Here is a 23,110-nt window from a genome sequence, read left to right on the forward strand (position 1 = left end):
GTGGCGAAGCAGGCTCCGGGGGAGCCTGCGAAGCCGGGACACGGCGAGGAGCGAATCACGAAGGGAGGATCACAAGACGCCCCTCTTCTTCTGATCCAGCTCAATGGAGTCGTACAAGGCCTGGAAGTTGCCCTCCCCGAAACCCATGTTCCCCCGCCGCTGGATGATCTCGAAGAAGAGCGGCCCGATCTGGTCCTCGGTGAAGATCTGCAGCAGATAGCCGGTCTGGTCGCCGTCGATCTGGATGCCCAGCTCCTTGGCCTCTTCGAGGCTCTCCCGCACGGTGTAGCCGCTCTTCGCGATGCGGCCGGGCAGCAGCTCGTAGTAGGTGTCGGGCACGCGGAGGAACTTGAAGCCCTGGGCCTGCAGGACGCGCAGGGTGTGGAAGATGTCGTTGGTGGAGAGGGCGATGTGCTGGACGCCCTGGCCGCGATGGCGGGTGACGTACTCCTGCACTTGGCTCTTCTCGTCCGTGGGCTGGTTGATGGGGATGATCACGCGGTTGTTGGCGCTCTGCACCACCTTGGAATCCAGGCCCGTGCCGAGGGCGCCGCGGATGTGGAACTCGCGGGTGACGACGAAGCCGTAGACGCGCTCGTAGAAGTCCACCAGGGCGTCCATCTCGGCGGGGCCCACATTGTTGGTGAGGTGGTCCACCCGCACCAGGCCGGGCTCGCAGAGGGCCGAGGCTTCGTCCGGCGCCAGCCCGGGCCAGAAGGTGGCCGGCTCGCCCTTGCGCTCGACCAGGAAGTTCCAGACGTCGCCCACGCCCTGGATGGCGGCGAAGCGGACCGAGCCGGCGCCGAGGGCATGGGTCTCGGGCTCCAGCATCACGCGGGCGCCCTGGGCCCGGGCCTGGGCAAGGGCGGCCTCCAGGTCCTCCACCTCGAAGTTGAGGGCGCAGACCCCTTCGCCGTGGGCCTCGAAGTAGCGGCCGGCCGGGTGGCTCCCGTCCGCCTCGAAGATCAGGATGTCCATGCGCTGCTGGCGCAGGTGCACGAAGCTTCCCCAGGCGTGCTGCCCGCTGGCCAGGCGGGCGAAGCCCAGGCGCCGGTAGAGGGGCTCCAGGCGCGCGATGGAACCGGTCAGCTGGAAGTGGTCGATGCCCACCAGGCCCAGGGGGTTGCTGGCGGGCTGCCGGTTCGAGGGGGCGGTGAGGGCGAAGCTGGGAGCGGACATGGGTACCTCGAGGGGAGCAACCGCCCATTCTGGGACCGGGGAGGCGTGACGCGGATCACATGAATAAAGTTTACTCCAACATATTCAACATTTAAACACCATTGAGTCAATTATGGATCTCAATGAAAAACGGGCCCGCAGAGCGGGCCCGTTGTGGATCTGCGCCTGGCGCAGATCGCCTCAGCTGAGGCTAGTGGCGATCACCTTCTCCTTGCTGAAGAACTCGAGGATGTCCCCTTCCTTCAGCTCGTCGTACCCATCAAGGGAGATGCCGCAGTCGAGGCCGTTCTTCACCTCGGTGACATCCTCCTTGAAGCGCTTGAGGTTCTTGAGGCCGCCCTCGAAGAGGACTTCCTCGCCCCGCTTCACGCGGACCTTGTTCGACTTCTGGACCTTGCCTTCGGTGACGAAGGAGCCGGCGATGACGGTCTTGCCGATCTTGAAGAGCTGGCGCACCTCGGCCTGGCCGTGGACGGTCTCCTTCTCGGTGGCGTCCAGCATGCCGACCATGGCCTGCTCGATCTCCTCCGTGACCTTGTAGATGATGTCATGGAAGCGCAGGTCCACGCCCTCTTCACGGGCGAGCTCCTCGGTCTTCTTCTCGGCCCGGGTCTGGAAGCCGATGATGGTGGCCTTGGAGGCCTCGGCCAGGAGCACGTCGTTCTCGGTGACGGTGCCGGCGGCGCTGTGGATGATGCGCACCCGCACCTTGTCGGTGCTGAGGCGCTCCAGCTGGCCCACCAGCGACTCCACGGAGCCCTGGGTATCCGCCTTGATGATGAGGGGCAGCTCCTTGACCTGGCCGTCCTTGAGGGTGCTGAACAAGGTCTCGAGCGTGGCGCGCTGCTTCTGCTGCGCGGCCTGCTTGGCCTTCTCCTGGCGGAAGGAGACGATGGTGCGGGCCTTGCCCTCGTCCTCCACCACCTGGAAGTTGTCGCCGGCGCTGGGCACTTCCTCGAAGCCGAGGATCTGCACGGCGGTGGAGGGACCCGCCTCGGTGACGCGCTGGCCGATGTAGTCGAACATGGCGCGGACGCGGCCCATGGTGGCGCCGGCCACGAAGATGTCGCCGGCCTTCAGCGTGCCGCGCTGCACGAGCACCGTGGCGACGGGACCGCGGCCCCGGTCCAGGCGGCCTTCGATGATGGACCCGGCGGCGGGGCAGTCGTAGACGGCCTTCAGCTCCTTGAGGTCCGCCACGAGGAGCAGGGTCTCGAGCAGTTCGTCGAGGCCCTGCTGGGTCTTGGCGCTGACGAGGACGGCGGGCACATCGCCACCGTAGGCCTCGGTCTGGACGCTGTACTGGAGCAGGCCCTGCTGGACCTTGTCCGGGTTGGCGCCGGGCTTGTCGATCTTGTTGATGGCGACGACCAGGGGCACGTCCGCGGCCTTGGCGTGGTTGATGGATTCCACGGTCTGCGGCATGACGCCATCGTCGGCGGCTACCACCAGGACGGCGATGTCCGTGACCTTGGCACCCCGGGCGCGCATCTTGGTGAAGGCTTCGTGGCCCGGCGTATCGAGGAAGACCACCTTGCGCAGCTCGCCGGTGTTCGGATCCTTCACGTTCACATGGTAGGCGCCCACGTTCTGCGTGATGCCGCCGGCCTCGCCCGCGGCCACCTTCGTCTTGCGGATGGCGTCCAGCAGCGAGGTCTTGCCGTGGTCCACGTGGCCCATGATGGTGACGACCGGGGGCCGGGGCAGCTTCTCGCCCACCACTTCCCCGGATTCGTCGGAGGCGATCTGGACATCCTCCTCGAAGGAGACGATGTCGGCCAGGTAGCCGAACTCGCGGGCGATGTCCTTGGCCATCTCGGTGTCGAGGGGCTGGTTGATGGTGGCGAAGATGCCGCGGTGGAGCAGCTTGGCGACCACATCCTTGGCGGGCCGGTTGCACTTCTCGGCGAGTTCCTTGACCGTCACGCCCTCGGAGAGCATGACGATGCCGATCTCCTCTTCGATGTACTCGCTGGCCACCTGCTGGGCGCGGGAGCGGGGCTGGCGGAGCTTGAGGTCGAGTTCCTCTTCCTTGCTCCGGACGTAGCCGCCCTTCTTCTTCTTGCCGCCCACGTGGGCGCCGCGACCGGGTCCCTTCTGGCTGTTGGGATCGATGGGGCCCGAGGCCGGGATGGAGGGACCGCGGCCGGGACCGCCGGGACGGCCGCCAGGGCCGCCGGGACGCGAACCCATGCCGGGACGGCCGGGGCCGCCGGGACGGGAGCCCATGCCGGGGCCGCCGGGGCGTCCACCGGGGCCACCCGGGCGGGCGCCGGGGCCGCTGGGGCGGCTGCCGGGTGCAGGACGGGCCTGGGGCAGCTGGATGTAGCGGGCGGGCTCCGTGGATCGGGGCGCGGGGGCCGGAGTATCCGAGGTCTTGATGCGGCTGAAGCCCTGGTCGGGCCTCATCTCTGTGATGGCAGGCGGAATGTAGGGGCGCCGGCTGGGCGTGACCGGAGCGGGCGCATCATGGCGCACCTCGCCGCGGCCGGTGTTGGTGGCCATCTGGAGAACGGCCTTCTCCTTCTGGGGCATGCCCGAGCGCTGCACACTGCCGGGCGAGGGGGCCTGGCCGGGGCGCTGCACGATGGGGCGGGCGCCCGCTTCGGGGCGGGGGCCGGAACCAGCCGACTGACTCGGGGCCGGGGGCTGGCTCGGGCGCTGGGGGGCCTGGCCGCCGGTGGGGCGGGCCGGGGGCAGCTGGATGTAGCGGGCGGGCTTCTCCTCCCGGGGGGCGGGGGTGGTGCCCGCGGACACCTTCAGGCGGGAGAAGGTCTCCTGGGGGGCCTCGGCGGGCGCAGGCGCCCTGGTGGCGGCGGCAGGGGCCGGGGCGCCGGGGGCAGGCTCGACTGCCGGGGCGGGCTCAGCGGCCTTCACCTGGTCCGCCGGCTGGGCGGGGGCCGGGGCTTCGGGTTCCGACTGGGGCTCGGGCCGGGGTTCGGCCTTCTTCACCAGCACGGCGGGGGCCGGCCGGGGCGCTTCGGGCTCGGGCCGGGGCTCGGCCTTGGCGGCGGCCGGCTGGTGGGGGGCCTTCACCACCTTCACGGCGGCGGAGGGCTTGTGCAGCGCGAGGGGCGGAGCATCGGTCTCCCCCTTGTGCTTGCCCTGGAAGCTCCGGCGCAGCTGATCCGCCTGGTCATCGGTGAGGTTGGAGCTGTGGCTCTTCCCTTGGAGGCCCAGACGCTTCTCGCAGGCCTCGATGACCTCCTGATTGGCGACTCCGAGCTCTTTGGCGAGTTGGTTGATGCGCAGCATGTAAGCGGATTACCTCGGCCTGGGGGGTGGGGAACGGGAAGGGCTGCAGGACTACAGCCTACTCCCCGAAATGAGCCTGCACGGCATCGATGAGACGGAAGGCCAGATCCTGATCCATGCCATCCACCTGCATGAGCTGCTCGGCAGTGACAGTGTAAAGGGATTTGGCAGTGGGATAGCCCGCGGCGGCCAGCTGATCCGCGAGGGCAGCGTCCAGACCCTCGGCCTGGATCTCGTCCAGCAGGGTGGAAGCGGGCGCAGCGGCCTCGGCGGCGGGAGCCGCCTCGGCATCGAGCTCCGGCAGGGCCAGGCCCATGGCGACCTCGGCCTCGCGGCGCTTGTCAGCCTCGCTGCGGACATCGATGTTCCAGCCCGTGAGCTTGGCGGCCAGGCGGACGTTCTGGCCCCGCTTGCCGATGGCCACGCTGAGCTGCTCGTCGTCCACTACCACCTCGACCCGGCGGCTCTCGGGGTCGCCGAGGTTCACGCGGAGGGCCTTGGCGGGATTGAGGGCGTTGGCGATGAACTGGGCGGGGTCGTCGGAGTAGCGGACGATGTCGATCTTCTCGTTCTTCAGCTCGCGGATGATGGCCTGCACGCGGCTGCCCTTGAGGCCCACGCAGGCGCCCACGGGATCCACATCGGGATCGAGGCTGTGGACGGCCACCTTGGCGCGGTCACCGGCCTCGCGGACGCAGTTGCGGATGACCACGGTGCCGTCATGGATCTCGGGCACTTCATTCTCGAAGAGCTTGATGAGCAGCCGCGGATCGGTGCGGCTGACCTGCACCTGGGGATCCTTGGCGCTGCGGTCGACGCTCACGATGACGACCTTGATACGCTGGCCCTTGTCGAAGCGGTCGCCGCGGAGCGCCTCGCTGCGGCGCAGCATGGCCTCCACGCGGTCGATCTCGAGGATGATGGCGCTCTTTTCGAAGCGCTTCACCTCGGCCACCACCACCTCGCCGATGCGGTCGGCGAACTCGGTGAAGATGCGCTCGCGCTCGGCCTCGCGGACCTTCTGTACCAGCACCTGCTTGGCGGCCTGGGCGGCGATGCGGCCCAGCTGGCTGGTGTCCTGGGGCAGCCAGAGGGTGTCGCCCTCGGCGGCGTCGGGGTTCAGGGTCTGGGCCTCGGCCAGGCTGATCTCGAGATCTTCTTCTTCAACCTCGGCCACGACCTGCTTCAGGGCGTAGACGTGGAACTCGCCGGTCTCCCGGTCCATCTGGGCCTGGAAGTTGCCGTAGAAGTCCTGGGCGTTGAAGTACTTGTCCGCGGCCTTGGCCAGGGCTTCCTCGACGGCCGCAAAGACATCCTCTTCGGGGATGCCCTTCTCGGCGGCGATCATCTTCACGCTATCGAAAAAGGTCGTTGCCACATTTGCCATCTCAGGCCTCCTCGTCCTCGGCGGCGCTTGTCTCTACGCCGTCGGCATCAGGTACTTCGGTGAATCGGGCGGTCAGGTGCTTGGGCCGCGGGGTTTTCTCTTCGTCGAAGGGCGCCAGGCGCGCCTTCTGGATGCCTTCGATGGGGATGGTCTTGAGGACGCCATCCTCTTCGAGGGTGATGCTGGCGCCGTCCACGGGGCCGATCCAGCCCTTGAACCGCTTCTGGCCGTTGATGGGGGCGGCGGTCTGCACGCGGCAGAGCCGGCCCGCAAAGCGCCGGAAGTGGTCGGCCTTCACCAGGGGGCGCTCCATGCCCGGGCTGCTGATCTCGACGCCGAGCTTCTCCCGCAGGTCGGGGAACTCCACGTCCATCCACAGGAGCAGGCCCTCGTGGGCGGCGGTGCAGTCGTCCAGGGTGATCTTGCGGCCGCTGGTCTCGGCGTCCAGGTGATCGATGTAGAGGCGCAGCATCTCGTCCCGGCCTTCGCGGACGAGCTCCAGGTGCACCAGCTCGTAGCCCAGCAGGGCCAGCTGGCGCTCGAGGGGGGGCTGCGCTTTCTTCAGATCCAAGGAAACTCCGGGCTAACAACAAAAAAGGTGGGCCGAACCCACCCAGTCTTGGCACCCGGGTCCGGGTGGCCATGGCCGAATTGAATTCCAAGTCTAGCGCTCCTCGCCTGGAATCTCAATGAAAGAGAATCTTGATGAGGGCCACAGCCGCCATGCGATTCAATGGAACCTAGGAGCTCTGATATGGCCACCATCCTGGACGGCAAGGCGCACGCGGATCGCATGCTCGAGGCGGTGCGCCAGGGGGTGGAGGCCCGGCTGGCCAGCGGACTGCGGGCCCCGGCCCTGGCCGTGGTGCTGGTGGGCGACGATCCCGCCAGCCACGTCTACGTCCGCAACAAGTCCGCCGCCTGCGCCAAGGTCGGCGTCACCTCCCTCGAGCACCGGCTGCCGGCGGACACGCCCCAGGCCGAGCTGGATGCCCTCATCGACCGCCTGAACACCGATCCGGCCGTGGACGGCATCCTGGTGCAGCTGCCCCTGCCCAAGGGCCTGGATTCCAAGGAGGCCCTGCACCGCATCAGCCCCGCCAAGGATGTGGACGGCTTCCACCCCATGAACCAGGGCCTGCTGCTGGAGGGCCTGCCCGGCCTGCGTCCCTGCACCCCCAGCGCCTGCATGTCCCTGCTGGCCCACCACGGTGTGGCGCTCAAGGGCCTCCGGGCCGTGGTGCTGGGCCGCAGCGAGATCGTGGGCAAGCCCATGGCCCTCATGCTGCTGGAGCAGCACGCCACCGTGACCATCGCCCACAGCCGGACGAAGGATCTGCCCGCCGTCTGCCGCGAGGCGGACCTGCTGGTGGCCGCCGTGGGCCGGCCCGGCCTGGTGGAGGGCTCCTGGATCAAGCCCGGCGCCGTGGTGGTGGACGTGGGCATCAACCGGGTCGAAGACCCGGACCTGGCGGCCCGGATCTTCGCCTGTGAGCCGAAAAAGCTGGAAACCTTCCAGGCCAAGGGCGCCGTCCTCTGCGGCGACGTGCGCTTCGGCGAGGCCATGCAGGTGGCCTCCGCCGTGACCCCCGTGCCGGGCGGCGTGGGGCCGCTCACCATTGCGGGGTTATTGACCAATACGTTGATGGCGGCAGATCAGTCCAAGTAGAAAAGCACTCGCGGAGAATGCTGAGGCTGCAGAGAAAAGAAGAGGAAAGCCTTGCAGATCAAGGCGCCTTCCTCCGCGACCCTCCGCCTTGCTCTGCGGCCTCTGCGTGAGTTTTCCGCTTTCGCCATCAGGGGCAGAGCCCGCCGTCCACATTGACGATCTGGCCGCTCATGTAGCTGGCCCAGTTGGAGCAGAGGAAGGCGACCACACTGGCCACCTCTTCCGGTTCGCCCTCCCGCTTGAGGATGGTGGGGGCGAGCAGGTCGCGCTTGGCCTCGGGGGAGACGTCGGCCGTCAGCTCCGTGTGGATGAATCCGGGATTGACGGCGTTCACCAACACGCCAAAGGGTGCCATTTCCCGGGCCAGGCTGCGGGTGAGGGCGATGACCGCGCCCTTGCTGGCACCGTAGTTGGTCTGGCCGGCCATGCCAATGATGCCGGTGGGGCTGACGATGTTCACGATGCGGCCCCACTTCCGGGCCATCATGCCGCGCACGAAGGCCTTGGTGGCGTACACCGTGCCCCGGAGGTTCACGTTCATGACCTCCTCCCACTTCTCGTCGCCCATGAGGATGAAGGGGCCGTCCTGCCGGGTGCCGGCGTTGTTCACGAGGATGTCCACCAGCCCCAGCTCCGCCTTCACGCGATCCGCGGCGGCTTCCAGCTCCGCCTTCACGCGCACGTCCGCCAGCACGGCCATGGCCCGGCGGCCCATGACGCGGATGTCTGCAGCCACGGCCTCGGCCAGATCCAGGTTCTTCTGGGCGTGGACCACCACATCCGCCCCCCAGTGGCCCAGTTCCAGGGCGATGGCCCGCCCGATGCCCCGGGAGGATCCGGTGACGAAGGCGATGCGGCCGAGCAGGGGGGGCTGGTTGAAGGGCATGGCGCGATTCCGGGACAACGGATTAGGATGCCGCATGGGGGAAAGCATGTCCAAGGATCTGGTGAGCCCTGACGCCATGGAGGCCTTCCTCACGGCGCATCCGGAGTGGGTCGCGCAGGGGGATGCCCATGGCCTCACCCTGCGCCGCCGCTATGTCTTCTCGGCCTACCCCCGCGGCCTCGGGTTCGTGATGGCCGCCGCCGAGCACGCCGAGAAGGTGAACCACCACCCCGACCTGACCCTCGGCTACCGCTGGGTCGTGGCCGTCCTCACCACCCATGTCAGCCTCGGCATCACCCAGCGGGATCTGGATCTGGCCGAGGCCCTGGACCGGATGTACCAAGAACATATCTGACCGGCCGCCGGGACCCGGCCAGGAGGTCATGTCACGAGACGGCCCGGGGCGGACTCGGACAGGCGGTGAAGCCTCTAATGCCCCGCCGCCGGCACCCGCGGGGCCGGATTGAAGCGATCCTGCATGGATTTCACCCTGGTGAGATCCAGCTTCTGGGGATTGGACGGGTCGGAGAAGACCATCTCGCCGAGTTCGATCGCGCCGTGGCTGGGTGGTGGCGCCGCAAAGGCCCGCGAGAGGCGGTCCCGCAGGACCTGGAGGTAGACGCCGAAGGCTTCGCGTCGCGGCGTGTCCCGGTAGGCCAGGTCCCACACCTCCACCGTGGCGCCCGCCTGATCCCGCTGGACGGTGCTCAAGGGCCGGGGGGCGGCCTGGAGGATCAGGCCATCCCAGCACCCGGGCCGGACCAGGTGGACCTGGGCGCTGGGATCGGTGCCCAGGTCGGTGCGCAGGTCCAGACTCCCTGCCTCCTGGGCGGCCAGGAAGGGCGTGAGGAGGAGGCTGGCGAGCAAGGTGCGCATGGAAGAAGGATGAGCCGGGCCGGGGCCCGGTTCCTCAGGGCTTCCGGGGCTTGGGCTTGCCGGTGCGCGGCGCGGGCTTGCGCGCGGGGCGCTCGCCCGGGCCCTCCCGGCGCGGGCCCGCGGGGCGTCCGGCGGCGCCGAAGGTGCGGCGGGGCCGGGCCTCCCCCTCTTCCCGCCGGGGGCGGGCGGGGCGCTCGGTGGTGCCGGAGGCGCGGCGGGGGCGCTCTTCGCCGTCCTCGCGCCGGGGGCGGGCCGGGCGGTCGCCGGGCGTGAAGGGACGCCGGGGACGCTCGTCGCCGTCCTCGCGCCGGGGCCGGGCGGACCGCTCGGTGGCACCGAAGGTGCGACGGGGACGTTCGTCACTGTCCGGGCGGGGCCGGGCGGGACGCTCGCCGGGCGTGAAGGGCTTGCGGGGACGGGCTTCGCCGTCTTCGCGCCGGGGGCGCGCCGGGCGCTCAGCGGAACCGAAGGCGCGGCGGGGGCGCTCCTCGCCTTCGTCACGGCGGGGCCGGGCCGGGCGGTCGCCGGGCGTGAAGGGTCGCCGGGGACGTTCGTCACCGTCCTCGCGCCGGGGCCGGGCGGGCCGCTCGGTGGCACCGAAGGTGCGGCGGGGGCGCTCGTCACTGTCCGGGCGGGGCCGGGTCGGACGGTCGCCGGGCGTGAAGGGCTTGCGGGGCCGCGGGGTGCGCGCCGGGGCCTCCTCGCGGGTGTCGAAGCGCTTGGCGCGGGCCACGCGCTTGAGCTTGTGATCGCGGGTCTCGGTGGGCTGGAAGATGCCCTCCTCGCCTTTCACGCCGGTGACGGCGCGGACAATGCGGGCCTGGTTGCGCAGGGCCTTCAGGGCCGCCTCCATGTCCGCGGGCATGGGCGCCGTGACCGTGACCTGCTCCTCGGTGACGGGGTGCTTGAAGCCGAGCAGTTCCGCATGCAGGGCCTGGCGGTCCAGCAGCGGGCTCTCCACGCCATAGACCTGATCGCCCAGCAGGGGGAAGCCGCGGTCGGCGAACTGCACACGGATCTGGTTGCGGCGGCCCGTCTCGAGGCGCACCTCCACGACTGTGTGGCCGGGCAGGCGCTCGATCACGCGGTAGTGGGTGACGGCCTCCTTGGCGCCGGCCGGCATGCGCTTGCCACCGCCGGGGCCCTTGCGGGGCGTGGCCACAGACATCTTCAGGGACTTGGCGTGCTCGATGAGGTGGCCCGCCAGGGTGCCGCTGTTCTCGGGCAGCTCGCCCACCAGCACGGCGTAGTAGATGCGCTGGAGACGGTGCAGCTCGAAGTGCTTCTTCAGGCCGTGGAGGGCCTCGGGGGTCTTCGCGAAGACGAGCACGCCGCTGGTGAAGCGGTCGAGGCGGTGGACGATGTAGAGGTTGAAGCGCTTGAAGCCGCGGCGGCGGTAGGACTCGGTGATGGCCTCGGCCAGGCTGGGCTCGCCGCCCTGTTCCGCCGGCACTGTCAGCAGGCCCGCGGGCTTGAAGACGAAGAGGAGGTGGTTGTCCTCCCAGAGGGTCTCGAAGGGGCCTGCCTGGAGCTTCCGGGCCGCGGGCAGCACGTCGTAGGTCAGTTCGGGGTCGAAGACCACCTTCACCACGTCTCCGGGGTTGAGCCGGTGGCCGTGCTTCTCGACGGTCTCGCCGTTGACCGTCACGCAGTGGCCATCAATGAAACCCTTGGCCTGACGGTGGCTGATCACCATCACCTTGTGCAGTTCCGAGGCCAGCGCCGAGCCTTCGTGTTCCGCTTTCCATTCCCGTTCGATGCGTGCCATGGCAACGCCCTCCGTCATCGCCCCGCGTCACTCTCAACGCCGAGCGGACATCCAGAGAACCATGAAAGGCTTTTCCCACCTAGCAAAATGGGGGAGCGGCGGACCACTCCCCCATTTTGCTGGTGATGAATGGCTACTTCTTCTCGACCTTGGCGAAGTCGCCGGCCTTGACGATCACGAGCTTCGCGGGATCCAGGTGCTTCCGCAGCGCGGCGTTCACGTCATCCAGCTTCAGGGCCCGGACCTTGGCCTCCAGCTCCGCCTCGAAGAGCACGGACCGGCCCAGGTAGAGGGAGCTGCCCAGCCAGCCGGCGATCTGGCGATCCTCCTGACGCTGGGCTTCCTCTCCCTGCAGCCAGGTCTTCCGGGCGAACTCGAGTTCCTCCTGGGTGAAGCCGTCCTTCAGCGCCTTCTGGAGCTCCTCCTGGAAGGCGGCCTCCAGCTTCGTGGCGTTCTGGGGCGCGTAGATGGCGTAGGCCTGCCAGGAGGCAACGGGATCCTGGCTGCTGCTGCTGAAGTTGGATCCAGCGCCGTAGCTGAATCCCTCCTTCTGGCGCAGGCGGTCCGCGATGCGGTTCTTCAGGGCCCCACCGCCGAGAATCTGGTTGGCCATGAGGAAGGCCGGATAGCCTGGATCCGTGTCCTTCATGGCCCAGCGCTCCATGGCGACGAAGATGGCCATCTGCTTGTCAGGCGTCTCGAGGACCTTGGACTGGCCAGGGGCCTCCTTCAGGCGCGCGGGGATGCGCTCATAGGCCGAGGCCGACTTCCAGGAGCCGAAGAGCTCGGTCACAAGCCCCTGGAGCTCCTTGGCGTCGAAGTCCCCGGAAGCCGCGAAGGTCGCATGGTCCGCCCCGTAGAAGGCGGTGTGGAAGGCCTTCAGGTCCTCGACCTTGGCGGTCTTCAGGTCCTGGATCCGGGTCTCCAGCGGCCGGTAGGCCGAGGGGTGGCCCGCCGGGTAGGCATCGAAGGTCTGGCCCAGGAACTCCATGGCCTTGGCCTGGGGTTCCTGGCGCTGGGACTCGATGCCGGTGGTCTGCTGCTTCACGAGGGTCTCGAGCTCGGAGGCCGGGAAGGCGGGTTCGCGCAGCACCTCCGCCACCAGCTTCAGGGTGGCGGCCAGGTTCTCCCGGGGGACGGTGAGCCGGGCCTGCGCGGAGGTGGCGCCGCCTGTGACCATCACTTCCGCCTTCAGCTTGTCGAAGGCATCGACGAGCTCCTGGCGGGAGTGCTTGAGGGTGCCGCGCATGAGCATGGCGCCGGTGAGCTCAGGCGCGGCCTGCTTGTCGCGCAGGGAGGCCTCCTGGCCGAAGCGCAGGTTGAGCTGGATCGAGGCCATGCTGCCCTTGGTCTTCCGGGAGAGCAGGGCCCCCTTCAGGCCGTTGGGCGCCGTGAACCGCACGGTGCGCTGGTCCACGTTGGCGGGGCTGGCGTCGAAGGCTTCGCCCTGGGCGATGACCTGCTTGCCCACGTAGGCCTTCACATCGGCGGCCACGTCCGGCACACCGGGCACCTCGGTCCGATCGGGCTTCTCGGTGGGGATGTACTGCGCGAGGGTGCGGTTGCTGGGCTTGAAGTAGGCCACGGCGGCCTGCTGCACCTGCTCGAGGCTGGCGGCCAGGGTGCGGTCACGATCCAGGAACCATTCCCGCCAGTCGCCGGCGGCCATGGCCTCGCTGAGGCTGATGGCCATGTTCTTGGTGTCGGACAGGGCCTGGTCGATGCCTTTCTGGGTCTGCGCCTTGGCGCGGTCCAGCTCCGCCTGGGTGAGGGGCTTGTCCTTCAGCGTTTCCACTTCGCGCAGGAGGACCTCCTTCGCCTTCTCCAGGTCGCCGTCCTTCGCCAGCACCACGCCGAACATCTGGAGGCCGGGCTCGTAGGTGGTGAAGGAGAGGGGGAAGACCTGGGCGGCGAGCTTGGTCTCCACCAGGGCCTTGTAGAGGCGCCCGCTGGGCGCGTCGGTCAGGATGGAGGCCGCCAGGTCCGTGGCGCTGCGATCCGCCTGCGCCGAGGGGGCGACGTGGTAGCCGGCGATCAGGAGGGGCGTGCCGCCCACGCGCCGGATGGTGACGAGCCGCTCGCCGTCCTGGGTGGGCTCCAGGGTGTAGGTGGGCTCCAGGGTGCGGGCCGGCTTCGGGAGGCGCCCGAAGGTGTCGTTGATGTAGGCCAGGGTCTTCGGCTCGTCGAACTTCCCGGCCACCATGAGCACCGCGTTGTCCGGCTGGTAGTAGGTCCGGTAGAAGGCCCGCAGGTGGTCGACGTTCACATGCTCGATGTCGCTGCGGGCGCCGATGACCGGCTTGCCGTAGTTGTGCCAGTCGAAGGCCGCCGACATCAGCCGGAAGATGGCGGTGCGGAAGGGGCTGTTCTCGCCGGACTCGAACTCGTTGCGGACGACGGTCATCTCGCCGCTCTTGCCGTCCTTGCCCCACAGCGTCTCGGCCGTGAAGGTGCAGTTCTGCATCCGGTCGGCTTCCAGGCCCAGGGCCTTCCGCAGGTTCTCCTCGGAAGCGGGGAAGGACACGTAGTAGTTCGTGCGGTCGAAGTTGGTGGTGCCGTTGGCATCGCCGCCCAGCTCGTTGAGGATCTTCCAGGTGTCCGGGCGGTCCTTCGTGCCCTTGAAGAGCATGTGCTCCAGCAGGTGGGCCATGCCGGTCTCGCCGTAGTGCTCGTGCCGGCTGCCCACCAGGTAGGTGATGTTGGTGGTGATGGTGGGCTTGCTCGCGTCGGGATAGAGCAGCACCCGCAGGCCGTTGGCCAGGCGGTATTCCGTGATGCCTTCCACTGCCGTCACCTTGATGGGGGCAGCCAGCGGAAGGGCCTTCGCCGCTTTGACCTTGGAGGTTGCCTTGGATGCCGGACCGGCCGGCTTCGGGGCGTCTCCCGCCACCAGCGCGAAGGCCAGGACCCCGCACAGGGGCAGGATGAATCGACGGGAGACGGGCATGAGACCTCCAGGTTGTGAAAGATTCCGCACGGAAGCCCTCAGCATACGCGGCACACCGGAAGAGGCTTGTTAAGAAATGTTAAGAAGGGTCTGGAGCCGCTGCTCCCACTCGGCGCGGAGGTCCTCCAGCCGCAGGCCCTTCCCCTTGCCCGGCGCGGCCTGGAGCAGGCCCTGGGCGCTGGGATGGGGCAGGGCGTGCAGCTCGAAGGGGGGCGCGCCCGGCAACCGCCCCAGCACCCACTCGGCCCGCTTGCCGAAGGCGATGACGCGCAGGGAGGAGCCGCCCTCCGCAGCCCGGTCCAGCTCGGAGGCCAGTCGGGCCAGGTTGGCCGGGGCCAGCAGCTCTTTGTTGGAGGGCGCGTGGAAGTGCTCTCCGTCTTTCGTGGGGCAGGCGGGGCAGGCGTTGCTGAGGGCGGTGCCGATCAGGCGTGGCGCCAGGCCCAGGGCCTTGAAGCGGGCGCCGTTCCAGTCTGCCCAGGCGGCCTCGGGCACTACGGCGCGGCCCGTGGCGCTGAGGGCCCGGTACACCGTGATGCCGGCCCCGTCACCCCAGAAGGGGATGCCCGACTGGTCCGCACCCCGAGGCCCCGGGGCCTCGCCGAAGAGCATCACGGACACGGGGCCGGCCTCGGGGAAGAGGGCGGGGACGGGATGACCTTGGATGCGGGCCATGGTCAGCCGGGCTGCCCTTCCTTCATGAGCGCGGACAGGGCCTTGAACTGGGGATGGTTCTTGTCCCGGGCCCACTCGAAGGCCACGGACTCGTGGTTGGTGAGCGTCGCGCCGGCGGCGGCCATGCGGTCCAGCGCGTGCTGCCGGTACTCCTCGCCCCGGCCGCTGACGGCGTCCCAGCAGAGATGCACCTCGTGGCCCGAGCCCAGCAGCTCGAGCACGGTCTGCATGACGCAGACGTGGGCCTCGATGCCCGCCACCACGATCTGGCGCTTCGCGGGCGCCAGGCCGGGCCGGGCCTGCTGGAGCAGGGCCTCGAAGCCCGAGTCGCCGCAGCAGCCGAAGGCCGTCTTCTCGAGGAAGAACTTCGACGTGGCCAGGCCGTCATAGGTCGCGCGGATGCTCTCCTCCGTGGGGCCGATGCCCTTGGGGTACTGCTCGGTGAGCACCACGGGCACGGCGAAGAGATCCGCCAGCCTCATGAGGCGGCGCGTGGCCTCCAGCACCAGGGCCGGCCGGTGGACCATGCCCACGAGCTTGCCCTGGAGGTCGATGACCACGAGGATGCTGCGGCTGGAATCGAGAAGGGCCATGGGAGCCTCCTTGCCTGCTACCAGATCTTCACGCGGTCCGCGGGCGCCAGGTAGAGCTTCTGGCCCGCCTTCACCTGGAAGGCCGGGTACCAGGCGTCCAGGTTCCGCACGGTGGAGGGCCGGAACGAGGCGGGGGCATGACCGTCCGTGAGGATCTGCTGGCGGAGCAGGGGCTCGCGGGTCTTCTCGCGCCAGCTCTGGGCGTAGCTGAGGAAGAACTGCTGGTCGCCCGTGAGGCCCTGCACCACGGGGGCCTCCTGACCGCCCTGGGACAGGCGGTAGGCGTCGTAGGCCGCGGCGAGGCCGGCCACGTCCGCGATGTTCTCGCCCAGGGTCTGCCTGCCGTTGATGTGGAGGCCCGGGAAGGGCTCGTAGGCGTCGAACTGTTTCACCAGCTGGTCGGCGGAGGCCTGGAAGTGCTTCAGGTCCTCGGGCGTCCACCAGTTCTCCAGCTTCCCGGTGGCGTCGAAGAGCGAGCCCGAGTCATCGAAGCTGTGGCTGATCTCATGGCCGATGACCGCCCCGATGGCACCGTAGTCCATGGCCAGGGGCCGCCTGGGATCGAAGTACGGGGGCTGGAGGATGGCCGCCGGGAAGTTGAGGGCGTTCATCACGGGCAGGTTCACGGCGTTGACGGTCTGGGGCGTCATCACCCACTCGGTGCGGTCGATGGGCTGGCCGAGCTTCTTCAGGTTCCGCTCGTACTCGAAGCGCTCGGCCCGCTCGGCGTTGCCGAAGGCATCTCCGGCCACGATCTTCAGGGCGCGGTAGTCGCGCCAGCGGTCCGGGTAGCCCACGCCCACCTTGAGCGCGTCCAGCTTGGCGATGGCCTTGGCCTTGGTGGCGGGGGACATCCAGTCGAGGCGCTCGATGCGGGTGCGGAAGGCGTCCTTGATCCTGCCCACCATCTGCTGGGCGCGGGCCTTCTCCGAGGGCGGGAAGTACTTCGCCACGTAGGCCTTCCCCACGGCCTCGCCCAGGGCCTGATTGGTGGCCTCCACGCCGTAGGTCCAGCGCTCGCGCGGCTTGGCGGCGCCGCTCAGCACCTTGCCGTGGAAGGCGAAGGACTGGTCCGCCACGGCCTTGGGCAAGACCCGTGCCCAGTGGTCGAGGGCGTGGAAGGTGAGGTAGTCCTTCCAGACGTCGAGGGACACATGGGCGGCGAGGGTCGAAAGGCCCGTGACGGCGCCCGGCTGCCAGACCACGAAGGTCTCCGCCCGCGCCAGGCCCGCGGCACCAAAGAAGGCCTCCCAGTCCAGGCCCGGGGCCTTCCGGGTGAAGTCTGCGCGGCTCCAGTGGTTGTTGCCCTTCCGCACGTCGCCGGACGCCTCGCGGCCCGCGTGGGCCTGGGCCATGCGCGTTTCCAGGTCCACCACCGCCGCGGCGCGCTCGAGGACGTTCGACAGGCCCGCCAGCTTCAGCATGGCCGCCACATGGGTGATGTACTGCGTGCGGACGGCCGCCATGCCTTCGGAGGAATCCAGATAGTAGCTGCGCTCGGGCAGGCCCAGGCCGCCCTGGAGGAGGAAGGGCGCGTAGCGGTCGGGCTGGTCCAGGTCCTGGGCCACCCAGAGGCCGAGGACGTTGGCCGTGTGGTAGTTGGTGGCGTTCAGCACGTCCACGTCGGCGCGCAGGGTGGTACCCAGGTAGCGGGCCAGATCCTTGCGGTCGTGGATGGCGCCGATGGCCTGGAAGGTCGGCTTGAGGGGGGTGAGCCCTTTCGCCTCGATGGCCTTCTCGTTCATGAAGCTGGTGTAGCAGTCGCCGATCTTGCGCAGGTCGGAGCCCAAGGGCGCCTTGGCGGCCGCGGCGGCCTTGATGAGGGCGGCGGTACGGCGGTCCGTGAGGTCGGCCACCTCGTGCCCGACGCCGAAGGACCCGCGATCCGCGGGGATCTCCGTCCGCTTCACCCAGGCGCCGTTCGCATAGGCGAAGAAGTCATCACCGGGGGCCACGGCGCGGTCCATGCCCGCCAGGTCGAGGCCATGAGACGCGGCCTTGGGGGGCGTCGCCACCAGGGCCTTCGGGGGCGCCGCCACCAGGGCGTGGACCGCGAGACACAGGGAAAGGAGGGGCAAAGATCCGTGCATGGAGAACCTCAGGACCTTCCAGGGTGGCCTGAAAGGCCCGCTACGGGAAGATCCCGGGTCGGCAGGGGCGGATCCACCCCTGCCGACCCGGGAGTCGGGCATCCTCCGGGGCCCGGAGGCGATCAGCCGGGGCCCATGGGATCTCAGTCGAGCGGAACGCGGAGCGTCTGGCCCACCTGGATCTGGTTGGGGTCGCTGAGCTGGTCCTGGTTCGCCTCGAAGATGCGCATGTAGGCGCCGGCATCGCCGTAGAAGCGCTTGGCGATCTTGGAGAGCGAATCCCCGGGGTGGACTTCGTACGCGGCTTCCTTGGGCGCCAGGGCCGCGTTCACGTCGATGTCGCAGGTCACGTCATCCACGTTGGGGTTCACGGTTTTCAGGGCGTCCCAGACCGCGTTCTTCAGCTGCTCGGTGCCTGCGCTCGCCTTCAGGAACAGCTTGTCATCCTGCAGGTGGAGGTTGTGGACCTGGAACCCGGGGCCGTTCACGATGCTCAGGGCCGGCGAATAGGCGGACTTCAGAAGTTCGAAGCGATCCATGGTGGGGCTCCTTGGGAAGGGGTTGGGGTGGGACGCCAAGTGTAGTCCCGCAAGATCGCCACGCGTCGACCCGACTTGTGAAGATCGGGACCATTTGCGGGGCGGGAGGCTCAGGGGGTGGCCGGGACGGGGGGAAGCGCGTGGCGCCAGTCCCGTCCCGTCAGCAGGATCTGGGGCTTGCCGTCCCGGAGGAACACGGCGGTGTCCCACAGGAGGCCCGGGAAGGTGCGGACGGGGCCCGGCGCCGCGTCGAAACTGAGGCTGCGGGTGCGGAACCAGCGCCGGTAGACCAGGTGCCAGCTCCCGCCCGCCTGGACGAGGAAGGCCCCGTGGAACCGCGGCAGGCCCTTCACGCGGCGGGCGAAGCAGGGCAGAACCTCCGCGGGGCGCGTGGGCGCCAGCTCCAGGGCCTTCAGTTCCGCCCAGAGGGGGACCTCGTCGCGGGTGCCGCGTCCCACCAGGGAGCGCAGGGCGCCGCGGAAGCCCGTGAGCACGAAGGCCAGGGCCCGCAGCAGCAGGGGCAGCAGGAGGGCCGTGGCCACCAGCACCATGCCGATCACGGGCAGGGCGATGGCGGGATGGCTGTAGGCCAGGGCCAGCAGGGCCGCCACGCCCAGGTCCTCGGCCACGCTGAGGACGCTGTGGCTGGCAGGTTCGGGGGCCGTATGGGCCAGGAGCCGCACGCCCATCTTGCTGCCGTGCGTGCCCAGGGCGATGGTGCCGCCCGCCAGCAGGGCCAGCACCTTGGCCACGGGGTGCAGCTCGCCCGCGGCGCCCAGGGCCAGCAGGGCGCCGCCGATGGGCCGGATGAAGGTGTGGAGCCCGTCCCAGATGGGGGTGATGAAGGGCACCTTGTCCGCCAGGAACTCCAGCAGGAACAGCAGGGCCGCGACCCCCAGCACCACGGGGTGGCTCAGGATGGCGAGATCCGACGGCAGGCCGTGGATCCAGCCATAGCGCTGCCCCGCACCCACTAGGAGCACCGTGAGGTAGAGGTTGATGCCGGAGACGGTGGACAGGCCGAGGATGGCCGCCAGGGTCTGCGCTGGGCCCATCAGGCCGAGAACCGCTTGTAGAGGTGGTAGATGCCCAGCAGGATCACCGCGCCCACCACGGACATGAGGAAGCCGGCCCCCTGGCCTTCCTGATAGTGGCCCACGGCCCGCCCGATCCAGGTGCCGAGGAACGAGCCCGCGATGCCGAGGACCATGGTGATGATCCACCCGCCCGGGTCCTTGCCGGGCATGAGGAGCTTGGCCACGGCACCGGCGATGAGGCCGATGATGCAGGTCCAGATGAGGTGGAGCATGGGAACCCCCTGATGGATGGAGAGATGGTGGTCCACCCTACGCCCGGTCCGGAACCAGGGTCAATGGATTCCGGGCAGTTCCGAAATTATTTGCAATGGTCCTTGCCTCGACGGCCGTCCGGGTTGACCCTGGGGCTCCACTTCCTGAGGAGGATGTCATGGGTCTGCTGGACATGGTAGGCGGTCTGCTCGGACAGGGCGGCCAGGCACAGGGCGGCAACCCGCTCATGGGCGCGGTCATGGGCCTCATTCAGAATCACCCCGGGGGCCTTCAGGGCCTGCTGGGCCAGTTTCAGGAGAAGGGGCTGGGCGACCAGGTGGCCTCTTGGATCGGCACGGGCGCGAACCAGCCCATCAGCCCCGAGCACGTGCAGGCGGCTCTGGGCTCGGACCAGCTGCAGCAGCTGGCCGGCCAGCTGGGCGTCTCCCACGACCAGGCCGCCTCGGGGCTGGCGGATCTCCTGCCCCAGGTGGTGGACAAGCTGAGCCCCCAGGGCAGCCTGCCGGAAGGCGGCATGGGCATGGACCTGCTGAAGAAGTTCCTAAGCTGAGATCTACAACCTGAGCGCGGTCTCCGCCGCCACGACGTCCCGTTCCTTCAGGTGGTCGAAGAGGATCAGATACCATCCGAAGGCCGCCAGGATGGCGTGGCGGAAGCGCGCCGAGTGCGCCGAGTTCAGTTCCACATCGCCATGCTCGATGCCCGGAGGGGAGGTGAGATCCCTGCCGATGCGGGCATGGAGGCGGACCAGGGGGGTGCCTTCCTGATCGGCGAAGGTGCCGCCGGGCCCCGGCCCGGGGTGCCAGGTCCAGTCGAAGACCGCACCGTCCTGGAATTCCAGCTTCCCGTGCCGGAAGGTGTGGGGATGGAAGGTGGCCAGGTTCGCCTTCCCACCCTCCTCGCGCAGGGTCACCACCGGGTTCATGACGCCCAGGTGCTTGAGGGTCCAGGTCCCCTCGGCGGTCTCCGCGCGGGCCAGGATGTTCTCGTCATCCAGGAAGACGAGGGTGGCGAAGACACCTTCGTCGGTCCGCAGGTCGAAGCCCAGGGGGCGGGTGGCTCCCCTCCGCCACTCCAGGGTGCTGCTCGGGCATTCCGTGAGGGATTTCATGGCGTTCCGCCTGTTCTCGCGGGGGATGCATCCGCGTACCGGAAAGGTACGTCCATCCGGAGGGCGGGGTCAGGGGCCAGTCCCTGAAAAATCCAGGTCGATCTCAGGAGTGGCGGTGTTTGAGACCCTGTCCGATCTTCGCCTGCAGGAGGGACCCGCCGGGCCTTCCATCCCCCCCGGGCACCCGAGGTCCGGGTGCAGGAAGTCACGAAACCTGCACCCTGGGGCCGGGCCGGTGGCGCAGGGGGTCGGCAGGCCTATCTTTTAGATTTCACAGGGGAAAGAGATGGTCTTCGAGACACAGGGCGACCGGCGTCAGGCGTCGCAGTTGCGGGAGGGCGAGGGCCGTGGGGCCCTCTGGTCCCTGCCCGATGGCCACCGCCTGCCCAACCTGGTGGACGCGGCCCCCCTGCTGCTGGGGGATCCCGCCCATCCGGCCCGCCTGCGTCCCACGGACCTGGACCACCCCGAGGATTTCCACCACCGCCTCACCGCCTGGCTGTTGCGCCAGGGCTGAGTCCAGATCAGCCGGCCTTCTGGCGCCCCGCAGACCGGGAAGGCCGGGGCCCGTCCACGCACCGCTCGTGCAGGCGCGGGATGAGGTCGCCCAGCCGGGACTCGGGCACGAGGAAGGCGATGGAGACCGTGCTGCTGCCGGTGAGGAGGCCGCCCACGGGTTCCTGCCCCAGGGCGGCCAGGTGGCGCAGGGCCGCCAGAGGATCGGCCCGCAGGCCCTCGCCCACCAGGGCCACCACGGCCCAGCCGGTCTCCAGCTCCGGTCCTGAAGCGGCCAGGGTCTCCATGACTTTGGCGGCGGCCGGTGTGTCCGGTCGCACCGCCAGCAGCGTGCCGGCGGGGCTGGAGACCAGGCCGAAGCGCAGGGCCCCGGCCTCCTCCAGGCGCCGGGCGGCTTCCAGGGGTGGCTCCAGGCCCTCCGAGGCCGGGAAGCGCAGGAGGCTGAGGCCCTCCTTGTAGGCCACGGAGGTGACGGCCCCCGGCTCGCGGCGCGGGGGCACCGGCAGGATCTCCGTGCGGGAGGCGCTCGGCCGCAAGGTGTTGGCCACCACGAGCCGGAAGCCCGCCCGGCCCCCGGGGGCGAGAGAGTCCGCGTGGAGCACCTTGGCGCCGAAGGCGCTGAGCGCCTCCGCCTCGCCCAGGCTCATCTGGGGGATGGGCCGGGCCTCGGGCACCAGGCTGGGATCCGCCGTCAGCACGCCGTCCACGTCGGTCCAGATCTGCACCTCGTCCGCCGCGAGGGCCTCGCCCAGCAGCGTGGCGCTGGTGTCGGAACCGCCCCGGCCCAGGGTGGTGGTGAGGCCCTCGGCCGTGGCGCCCAGGAAGCCCTGGGTGATCCACAGGGCGCCGGCCGCCAGCGCCTCGCGCCAGGGGGCGGCGGCCGCGCGCAGATCCGCGAGCTGGGGCCGGGCCTTGCCGAAGCGGGCATCGGTCCGCATCACCTCGCGGACCTCCCGGAAGGTCCCGCCGAAGCAGGCCGCCGCCAGGTGCGCCGACAGCGTCTCGCCCACGGCCAGGGCGGAGTCCCGACCCCGGGAGGTGGCCTCGCCCAGCATGGCCATCCCCGTGAGCAGCTGGTCCAGCCGGTCGAACAGGGGCTCCCACTCGGCCGCGACGGTGTCCAGCAGCCCCAGGCCGGCGGCCGTCCCCCGATGCCGGTCGCGGAGCGCGGCCAGGTGGGCCTGGGCTTCGGAGACGCGGCCTGCGCCGGCGGCGGCGCAGGCGTCGAGGATACGATCCGTGGTGCCGCGCAGGGCCGATACCACCACGAGGCCGCCCGAGGGAAGCTCGTCCTTCACGATGGCCGCCGCGCGGCGGAGGGCCTCGGCGCTGCCCACGGAGCTGCCGCCGAACTTGAGGACCTTCAGGCTCATGCCTGCCTCCCTTCCACGGGGAGGAGGCCCAGGTCGAAGGGGGCCTCCTGGTAGACGAAGTAGTTCAGCCAGTTGGCGAAGAGCAGGTTGGCGTGGCCCCGCCAGCGGACCAGGGGCTCGCGGGTGGGGTCGTCGCCGGGGAAGTAGTTCTTCGGGATGCCGATGGGCAGGCCCTTGCCGAGGTCCCGCGCGTACTCGCCCTGGAGGGTGCCCGGATCGTACTCCGAGTGCCCCGTCACGAAGACCTGACGGCGGTCCGCGGACTGGATCAGGTAGACCCCCGCTTCGTCGGATTCGGCGAGCAGCTCCAGCCGCGGCTCCGCCAGGATGTCCTCCCGGCGGGTCTCCGTGTGGCGGGAGTGGGGCGCGAAGAACACATCATCGAAGCCCTGCACGATGCGCTCGTGGCGCGCCAGCGTCCGGTGGGGGAAGACGCCGAACAGCTTCTCCGCCAGGGGATGCTTGGGGACCCCGTAGTAGCGGTGGAGGGCCGCCTGGGCGCCCCAGCAGATGAAGAGGCTGGAGAAGACGTTCGTCCGCGCCCAGTCCAGCAGCTCCGCCAGCTCCGGCCAGTAGTCCACGGCCTCGAAGGGCAACGTCTCCACGGGGGCGCCGGTGACGATGAGCCCGTCGAAGGTCTGATCGCGCACCTCCGCGAAGGACACATAGTGCTCCAGCAGATGCTCCGCCGGTGTGTTCTTCGCTTCGTGGGAGGCTGTGTGGAGCAGCGTGACCTCCACCTGCAGGGGGGTGTTCCCCAGCAGGCGCAGGAGCTGCGTCTCCGTGGCGATCTTGGTGGGCATCAGGTTCAGGATCGCGATGCGGAGGGGGCGGATGTCCTGCTGGAGGGCGCGGGGCTCCTCCATCAGGAACACGTTTTCCGCTTCGAGGGTGCCGCGGGCCGGGAGGGATGCGGGGACCTTGACGGGCATGGCCGGG

21 protein-coding genes are annotated in these 23,110 nt (G+C 69.5%); 4 read left to right on the top strand and 17 right to left on the bottom strand.

The window, feature by feature from the left end:
• Window positions 1-69: 69 nt before the first annotated feature.
• The 4 genes from hppD to QSJ30_RS00655 form a co-directional block, all read right to left on the bottom strand.
• Window positions 70-1,179, bottom strand: coding sequence for a 4-hydroxyphenylpyruvate dioxygenase (gene hppD, locus QSJ30_RS00640; RefSeq protein WP_285605849.1), 1,110 nt, complete (start codon window positions 1,177-1,179; stop codon window positions 70-72).
• Between the two features lie 180 nt (window positions 1,180-1,359).
• Entirely contained in the window at window positions 1,360-4,434 is a 3,075-nt protein-coding gene (gene infB / locus QSJ30_RS00645; RefSeq protein ID WP_285605850.1) for a translation initiation factor IF-2, read from the bottom strand.
• Between the two features lie 58 nt (window positions 4,435-4,492).
• Window positions 4,493-5,821, bottom strand: a complete 1,329-nt coding sequence (gene nusA / locus QSJ30_RS00650; protein ID WP_285605851.1) for a transcription termination factor NusA — start codon at window positions 5,819-5,821, stop codon at window positions 4,493-4,495.
• 1 nt (window position 5,822) lies between these two features.
• Window positions 5,823-6,392, bottom strand: coding sequence for a ribosome maturation factor RimP (locus QSJ30_RS00655; RefSeq protein ID WP_285605852.1), 570 nt, complete (start codon window positions 6,390-6,392; stop codon window positions 5,823-5,825).
• Between the two features lie 183 nt (window positions 6,393-6,575).
• On the opposite strand from QSJ30_RS00655, the gene folD reads away from it, so the two are divergent.
• Window positions 6,576-7,490 (top strand): bifunctional methylenetetrahydrofolate dehydrogenase/methenyltetrahydrofolate cyclohydrolase FolD, encoded by a 915-nt coding sequence (gene folD / locus QSJ30_RS00660; protein ID WP_285605853.1) that lies wholly within the window; start codon window positions 6,576-6,578, stop codon window positions 7,488-7,490.
• Window positions 7,491-7,617: 127 nt separating this feature from the next.
• Here folD and QSJ30_RS00665 read toward each other — a convergent pair whose 3' ends face one another.
• Window positions 7,618-8,376 (bottom strand): 3-oxoacyl-ACP reductase family protein, encoded by a 759-nt coding sequence (locus tag QSJ30_RS00665; protein WP_285605854.1) that lies wholly within the window; start codon window positions 8,374-8,376, stop codon window positions 7,618-7,620.
• A 46-nt stretch (window positions 8,377-8,422) separates the two neighbouring features.
• On the opposite strand from QSJ30_RS00665, the gene QSJ30_RS00670 reads away from it, so the two are divergent.
• On the top strand, window positions 8,423-8,731 hold the full coding sequence (locus QSJ30_RS00670) for a 4a-hydroxytetrahydrobiopterin dehydratase (protein ID WP_285605855.1): 309 nt from the start codon (window positions 8,423-8,425) through the stop codon (window positions 8,729-8,731).
• A gap of 74 nt (window positions 8,732-8,805) precedes the next feature.
• On the opposite strand, the gene QSJ30_RS00675 is transcribed toward QSJ30_RS00670, so the two are convergent.
• From QSJ30_RS00675 to QSJ30_RS00715, 9 genes are all read right to left on the bottom strand, one after another.
• Window positions 8,806-9,252, bottom strand: a complete 447-nt coding sequence (locus QSJ30_RS00675; protein ID WP_285605856.1) for a hypothetical protein — start codon at window positions 9,250-9,252, stop codon at window positions 8,806-8,808.
• A gap of 34 nt (window positions 9,253-9,286) precedes the next feature.
• Window positions 9,287-11,020 carry an RluA family pseudouridine synthase gene (locus QSJ30_RS00680; protein WP_285605857.1) on the bottom strand — a complete coding sequence of 578 codons (1,734 nt, stop codon included), beginning with the start codon at window positions 11,018-11,020 and terminating at the stop codon, window positions 9,287-9,289.
• A 133-nt stretch (window positions 11,021-11,153) separates the two neighbouring features.
• Window positions 11,154-13,967: a M16 family metallopeptidase gene (locus QSJ30_RS00685; protein WP_285605858.1), complete on the bottom strand. Its 2,814-nt coding sequence runs from the start codon at window positions 13,965-13,967 to the stop codon at window positions 11,154-11,156.
• A 69-nt stretch (window positions 13,968-14,036) separates the two neighbouring features.
• On the bottom strand, window positions 14,037-14,639 hold the full coding sequence (locus tag QSJ30_RS00690; RefSeq protein WP_285605859.1) for a uracil-DNA glycosylase family protein: 603 nt from the start codon (window positions 14,637-14,639) through the stop codon (window positions 14,037-14,039).
• 2 nt (window positions 14,640-14,641) lie between these two features.
• A complete protein-coding gene (locus QSJ30_RS00695) occupies window positions 14,642-15,232 on the bottom strand; it encodes an isochorismatase family protein (RefSeq protein ID WP_285605860.1) in 591 nt (196 codons plus the stop codon).
• Window positions 15,233-15,249: 17 nt separating this feature from the next.
• Window positions 15,250-17,322, bottom strand: a complete 2,073-nt coding sequence (locus QSJ30_RS00700; protein ID WP_285605861.1) for a M13 family metallopeptidase — start codon at window positions 17,320-17,322, stop codon at window positions 15,250-15,252.
• Between the two features lie 143 nt (window positions 17,323-17,465).
• Complete coding sequence (locus tag QSJ30_RS00705) at window positions 17,466-17,861, bottom strand: LysM peptidoglycan-binding domain-containing protein (protein ID WP_285605862.1); 396 nt, start codon at window positions 17,859-17,861, stop codon at window positions 17,466-17,468.
• 110 nt (window positions 17,862-17,971) lie between these two features.
• Window positions 17,972-18,916 carry a DUF4126 domain-containing protein gene (locus QSJ30_RS00710; protein ID WP_285605863.1) on the bottom strand — a complete coding sequence of 315 codons (945 nt, stop codon included), beginning with the start codon at window positions 18,914-18,916 and terminating at the stop codon, window positions 17,972-17,974.
• Entirely contained in the window at window positions 18,916-19,170 is a 255-nt protein-coding gene (locus QSJ30_RS00715) for a GlsB/YeaQ/YmgE family stress response membrane protein (protein WP_285605864.1), read from the bottom strand. Before QSJ30_RS00715 ends, QSJ30_RS00710 begins: the two co-directional genes overlap by 1 nt.
• A gap of 95 nt (window positions 19,171-19,265) precedes the next feature.
• On the opposite strand from QSJ30_RS00715, the gene QSJ30_RS00720 reads away from it, so the two are divergent.
• Complete coding sequence (locus tag QSJ30_RS00720) at window positions 19,266-19,721, top strand: YidB family protein (RefSeq protein ID WP_420798748.1); 456 nt, start codon at window positions 19,266-19,268, stop codon at window positions 19,719-19,721.
• A gap of 3 nt (window positions 19,722-19,724) precedes the next feature.
• Here the strand turns inward: QSJ30_RS00720 and QSJ30_RS00725 are convergent, their stop codons facing one another.
• Window positions 19,725-20,282 (bottom strand): hypothetical protein, encoded by a 558-nt coding sequence (locus tag QSJ30_RS00725; RefSeq protein ID WP_285605866.1) that lies wholly within the window; start codon window positions 20,280-20,282, stop codon window positions 19,725-19,727.
• A gap of 286 nt (window positions 20,283-20,568) precedes the next feature.
• On the opposite strand from QSJ30_RS00725, the gene QSJ30_RS00730 reads away from it, so the two are divergent.
• Window positions 20,569-20,799, top strand: coding sequence for a hypothetical protein (locus QSJ30_RS00730; protein ID WP_285605867.1), 231 nt, complete (start codon window positions 20,569-20,571; stop codon window positions 20,797-20,799).
• 7 nt (window positions 20,800-20,806) lie between these two features.
• On the opposite strand, the gene QSJ30_RS00735 is transcribed toward QSJ30_RS00730, so the two are convergent.
• Window positions 20,807-22,171, bottom strand: coding sequence for an aspartate kinase (locus QSJ30_RS00735; protein WP_285605868.1), 1,365 nt, complete (start codon window positions 22,169-22,171; stop codon window positions 20,807-20,809).
• Window positions 22,168-23,103, bottom strand: a complete 936-nt coding sequence (gene metA, locus QSJ30_RS00740) for a homoserine O-acetyltransferase MetA (protein ID WP_285605869.1) — start codon at window positions 23,101-23,103, stop codon at window positions 22,168-22,170. Before metA ends, QSJ30_RS00735 begins: the two co-directional genes overlap by 4 nt.
• Between the last annotated feature and the right edge of the window lie 7 nt (window positions 23,104-23,110).

The organism is Geothrix edaphica (genome assembly GCF_030268045.1).
Taxonomy (GTDB): Bacteria; Acidobacteriota; Holophagae; order Holophagales; family Holophagaceae; genus Geothrix; species Geothrix edaphica.

Coding starts and splice junctions, on each gene's coding strand:
- hppD (WP_285605849.1), bottom strand. CDS start 1,179: ATGTCCGCTCCCAGCTTCGCCCTCACCGCCCCCTCGAACCGGCAGCCC.
- infB (WP_285605850.1), bottom strand. CDS start 4,434: ATGCTGCGCATCAACCAACTCGCCAAAGAGCTCGGAGTCGCCAATCAG.
- nusA (WP_285605851.1), bottom strand. CDS start 5,821: ATGGCAAATGTGGCAACGACCTTTTTCGATAGCGTGAAGATGATCGCC.
- folD (WP_285605853.1), top strand. CDS start 6,576: ATGGCCACCATCCTGGACGGCAAGGCGCACGCGGATCGCATGCTCGAG.
- QSJ30_RS00665 (WP_285605854.1), bottom strand. CDS start 8,376: ATGCCCTTCAACCAGCCCCCCCTGCTCGGCCGCATCGCCTTCGTCACC.
- QSJ30_RS00670 (WP_285605855.1), top strand. CDS start 8,423: ATGTCCAAGGATCTGGTGAGCCCTGACGCCATGGAGGCCTTCCTCACG.
- QSJ30_RS00675 (WP_285605856.1), bottom strand. CDS start 9,252: ATGCGCACCTTGCTCGCCAGCCTCCTCCTCACGCCCTTCCTGGCCGCC.
- QSJ30_RS00680 (WP_285605857.1), bottom strand. CDS start 11,020: ATGGCACGCATCGAACGGGAATGGAAAGCGGAACACGAAGGCTCGGCG.
- QSJ30_RS00685 (WP_285605858.1), bottom strand. CDS start 13,967: ATGCCCGTCTCCCGTCGATTCATCCTGCCCCTGTGCGGGGTCCTGGCC.
- QSJ30_RS00690 (WP_285605859.1), bottom strand. CDS start 14,639: ATGGCCCGCATCCAAGGTCATCCCGTCCCCGCCCTCTTCCCCGAGGCC.
- QSJ30_RS00695 (WP_285605860.1), bottom strand. CDS start 15,232: ATGGCCCTTCTCGATTCCAGCCGCAGCATCCTCGTGGTCATCGACCTC.
- QSJ30_RS00700 (WP_285605861.1), bottom strand. CDS start 17,322: ATGCACGGATCTTTGCCCCTCCTTTCCCTGTGTCTCGCGGTCCACGCC.
- QSJ30_RS00705 (WP_285605862.1), bottom strand. CDS start 17,861: ATGGATCGCTTCGAACTTCTGAAGTCCGCCTATTCGCCGGCCCTGAGC.
- QSJ30_RS00710 (WP_285605863.1), bottom strand. CDS start 18,916: ATGGGCCCAGCGCAGACCCTGGCGGCCATCCTCGGCCTGTCCACCGTC.
- QSJ30_RS00715 (WP_285605864.1), bottom strand. CDS start 19,170: ATGCTCCACCTCATCTGGACCTGCATCATCGGCCTCATCGCCGGTGCC.
- QSJ30_RS00720 (WP_420798748.1), top strand. CDS start 19,266: ATGGTCCTTGCCTCGACGGCCGTCCGGGTTGACCCTGGGGCTCCACTT.
- QSJ30_RS00725 (WP_285605866.1), bottom strand. CDS start 20,282: ATGAAATCCCTCACGGAATGCCCGAGCAGCACCCTGGAGTGGCGGAGG.
- QSJ30_RS00730 (WP_285605867.1), top strand. CDS start 20,569: ATGGTCTTCGAGACACAGGGCGACCGGCGTCAGGCGTCGCAGTTGCGG.
- QSJ30_RS00735 (WP_285605868.1), bottom strand. CDS start 22,171: ATGAGCCTGAAGGTCCTCAAGTTCGGCGGCAGCTCCGTGGGCAGCGCC.
- metA (WP_285605869.1), bottom strand. CDS start 23,103: ATGCCCGTCAAGGTCCCCGCATCCCTCCCGGCCCGCGGCACCCTCGAA.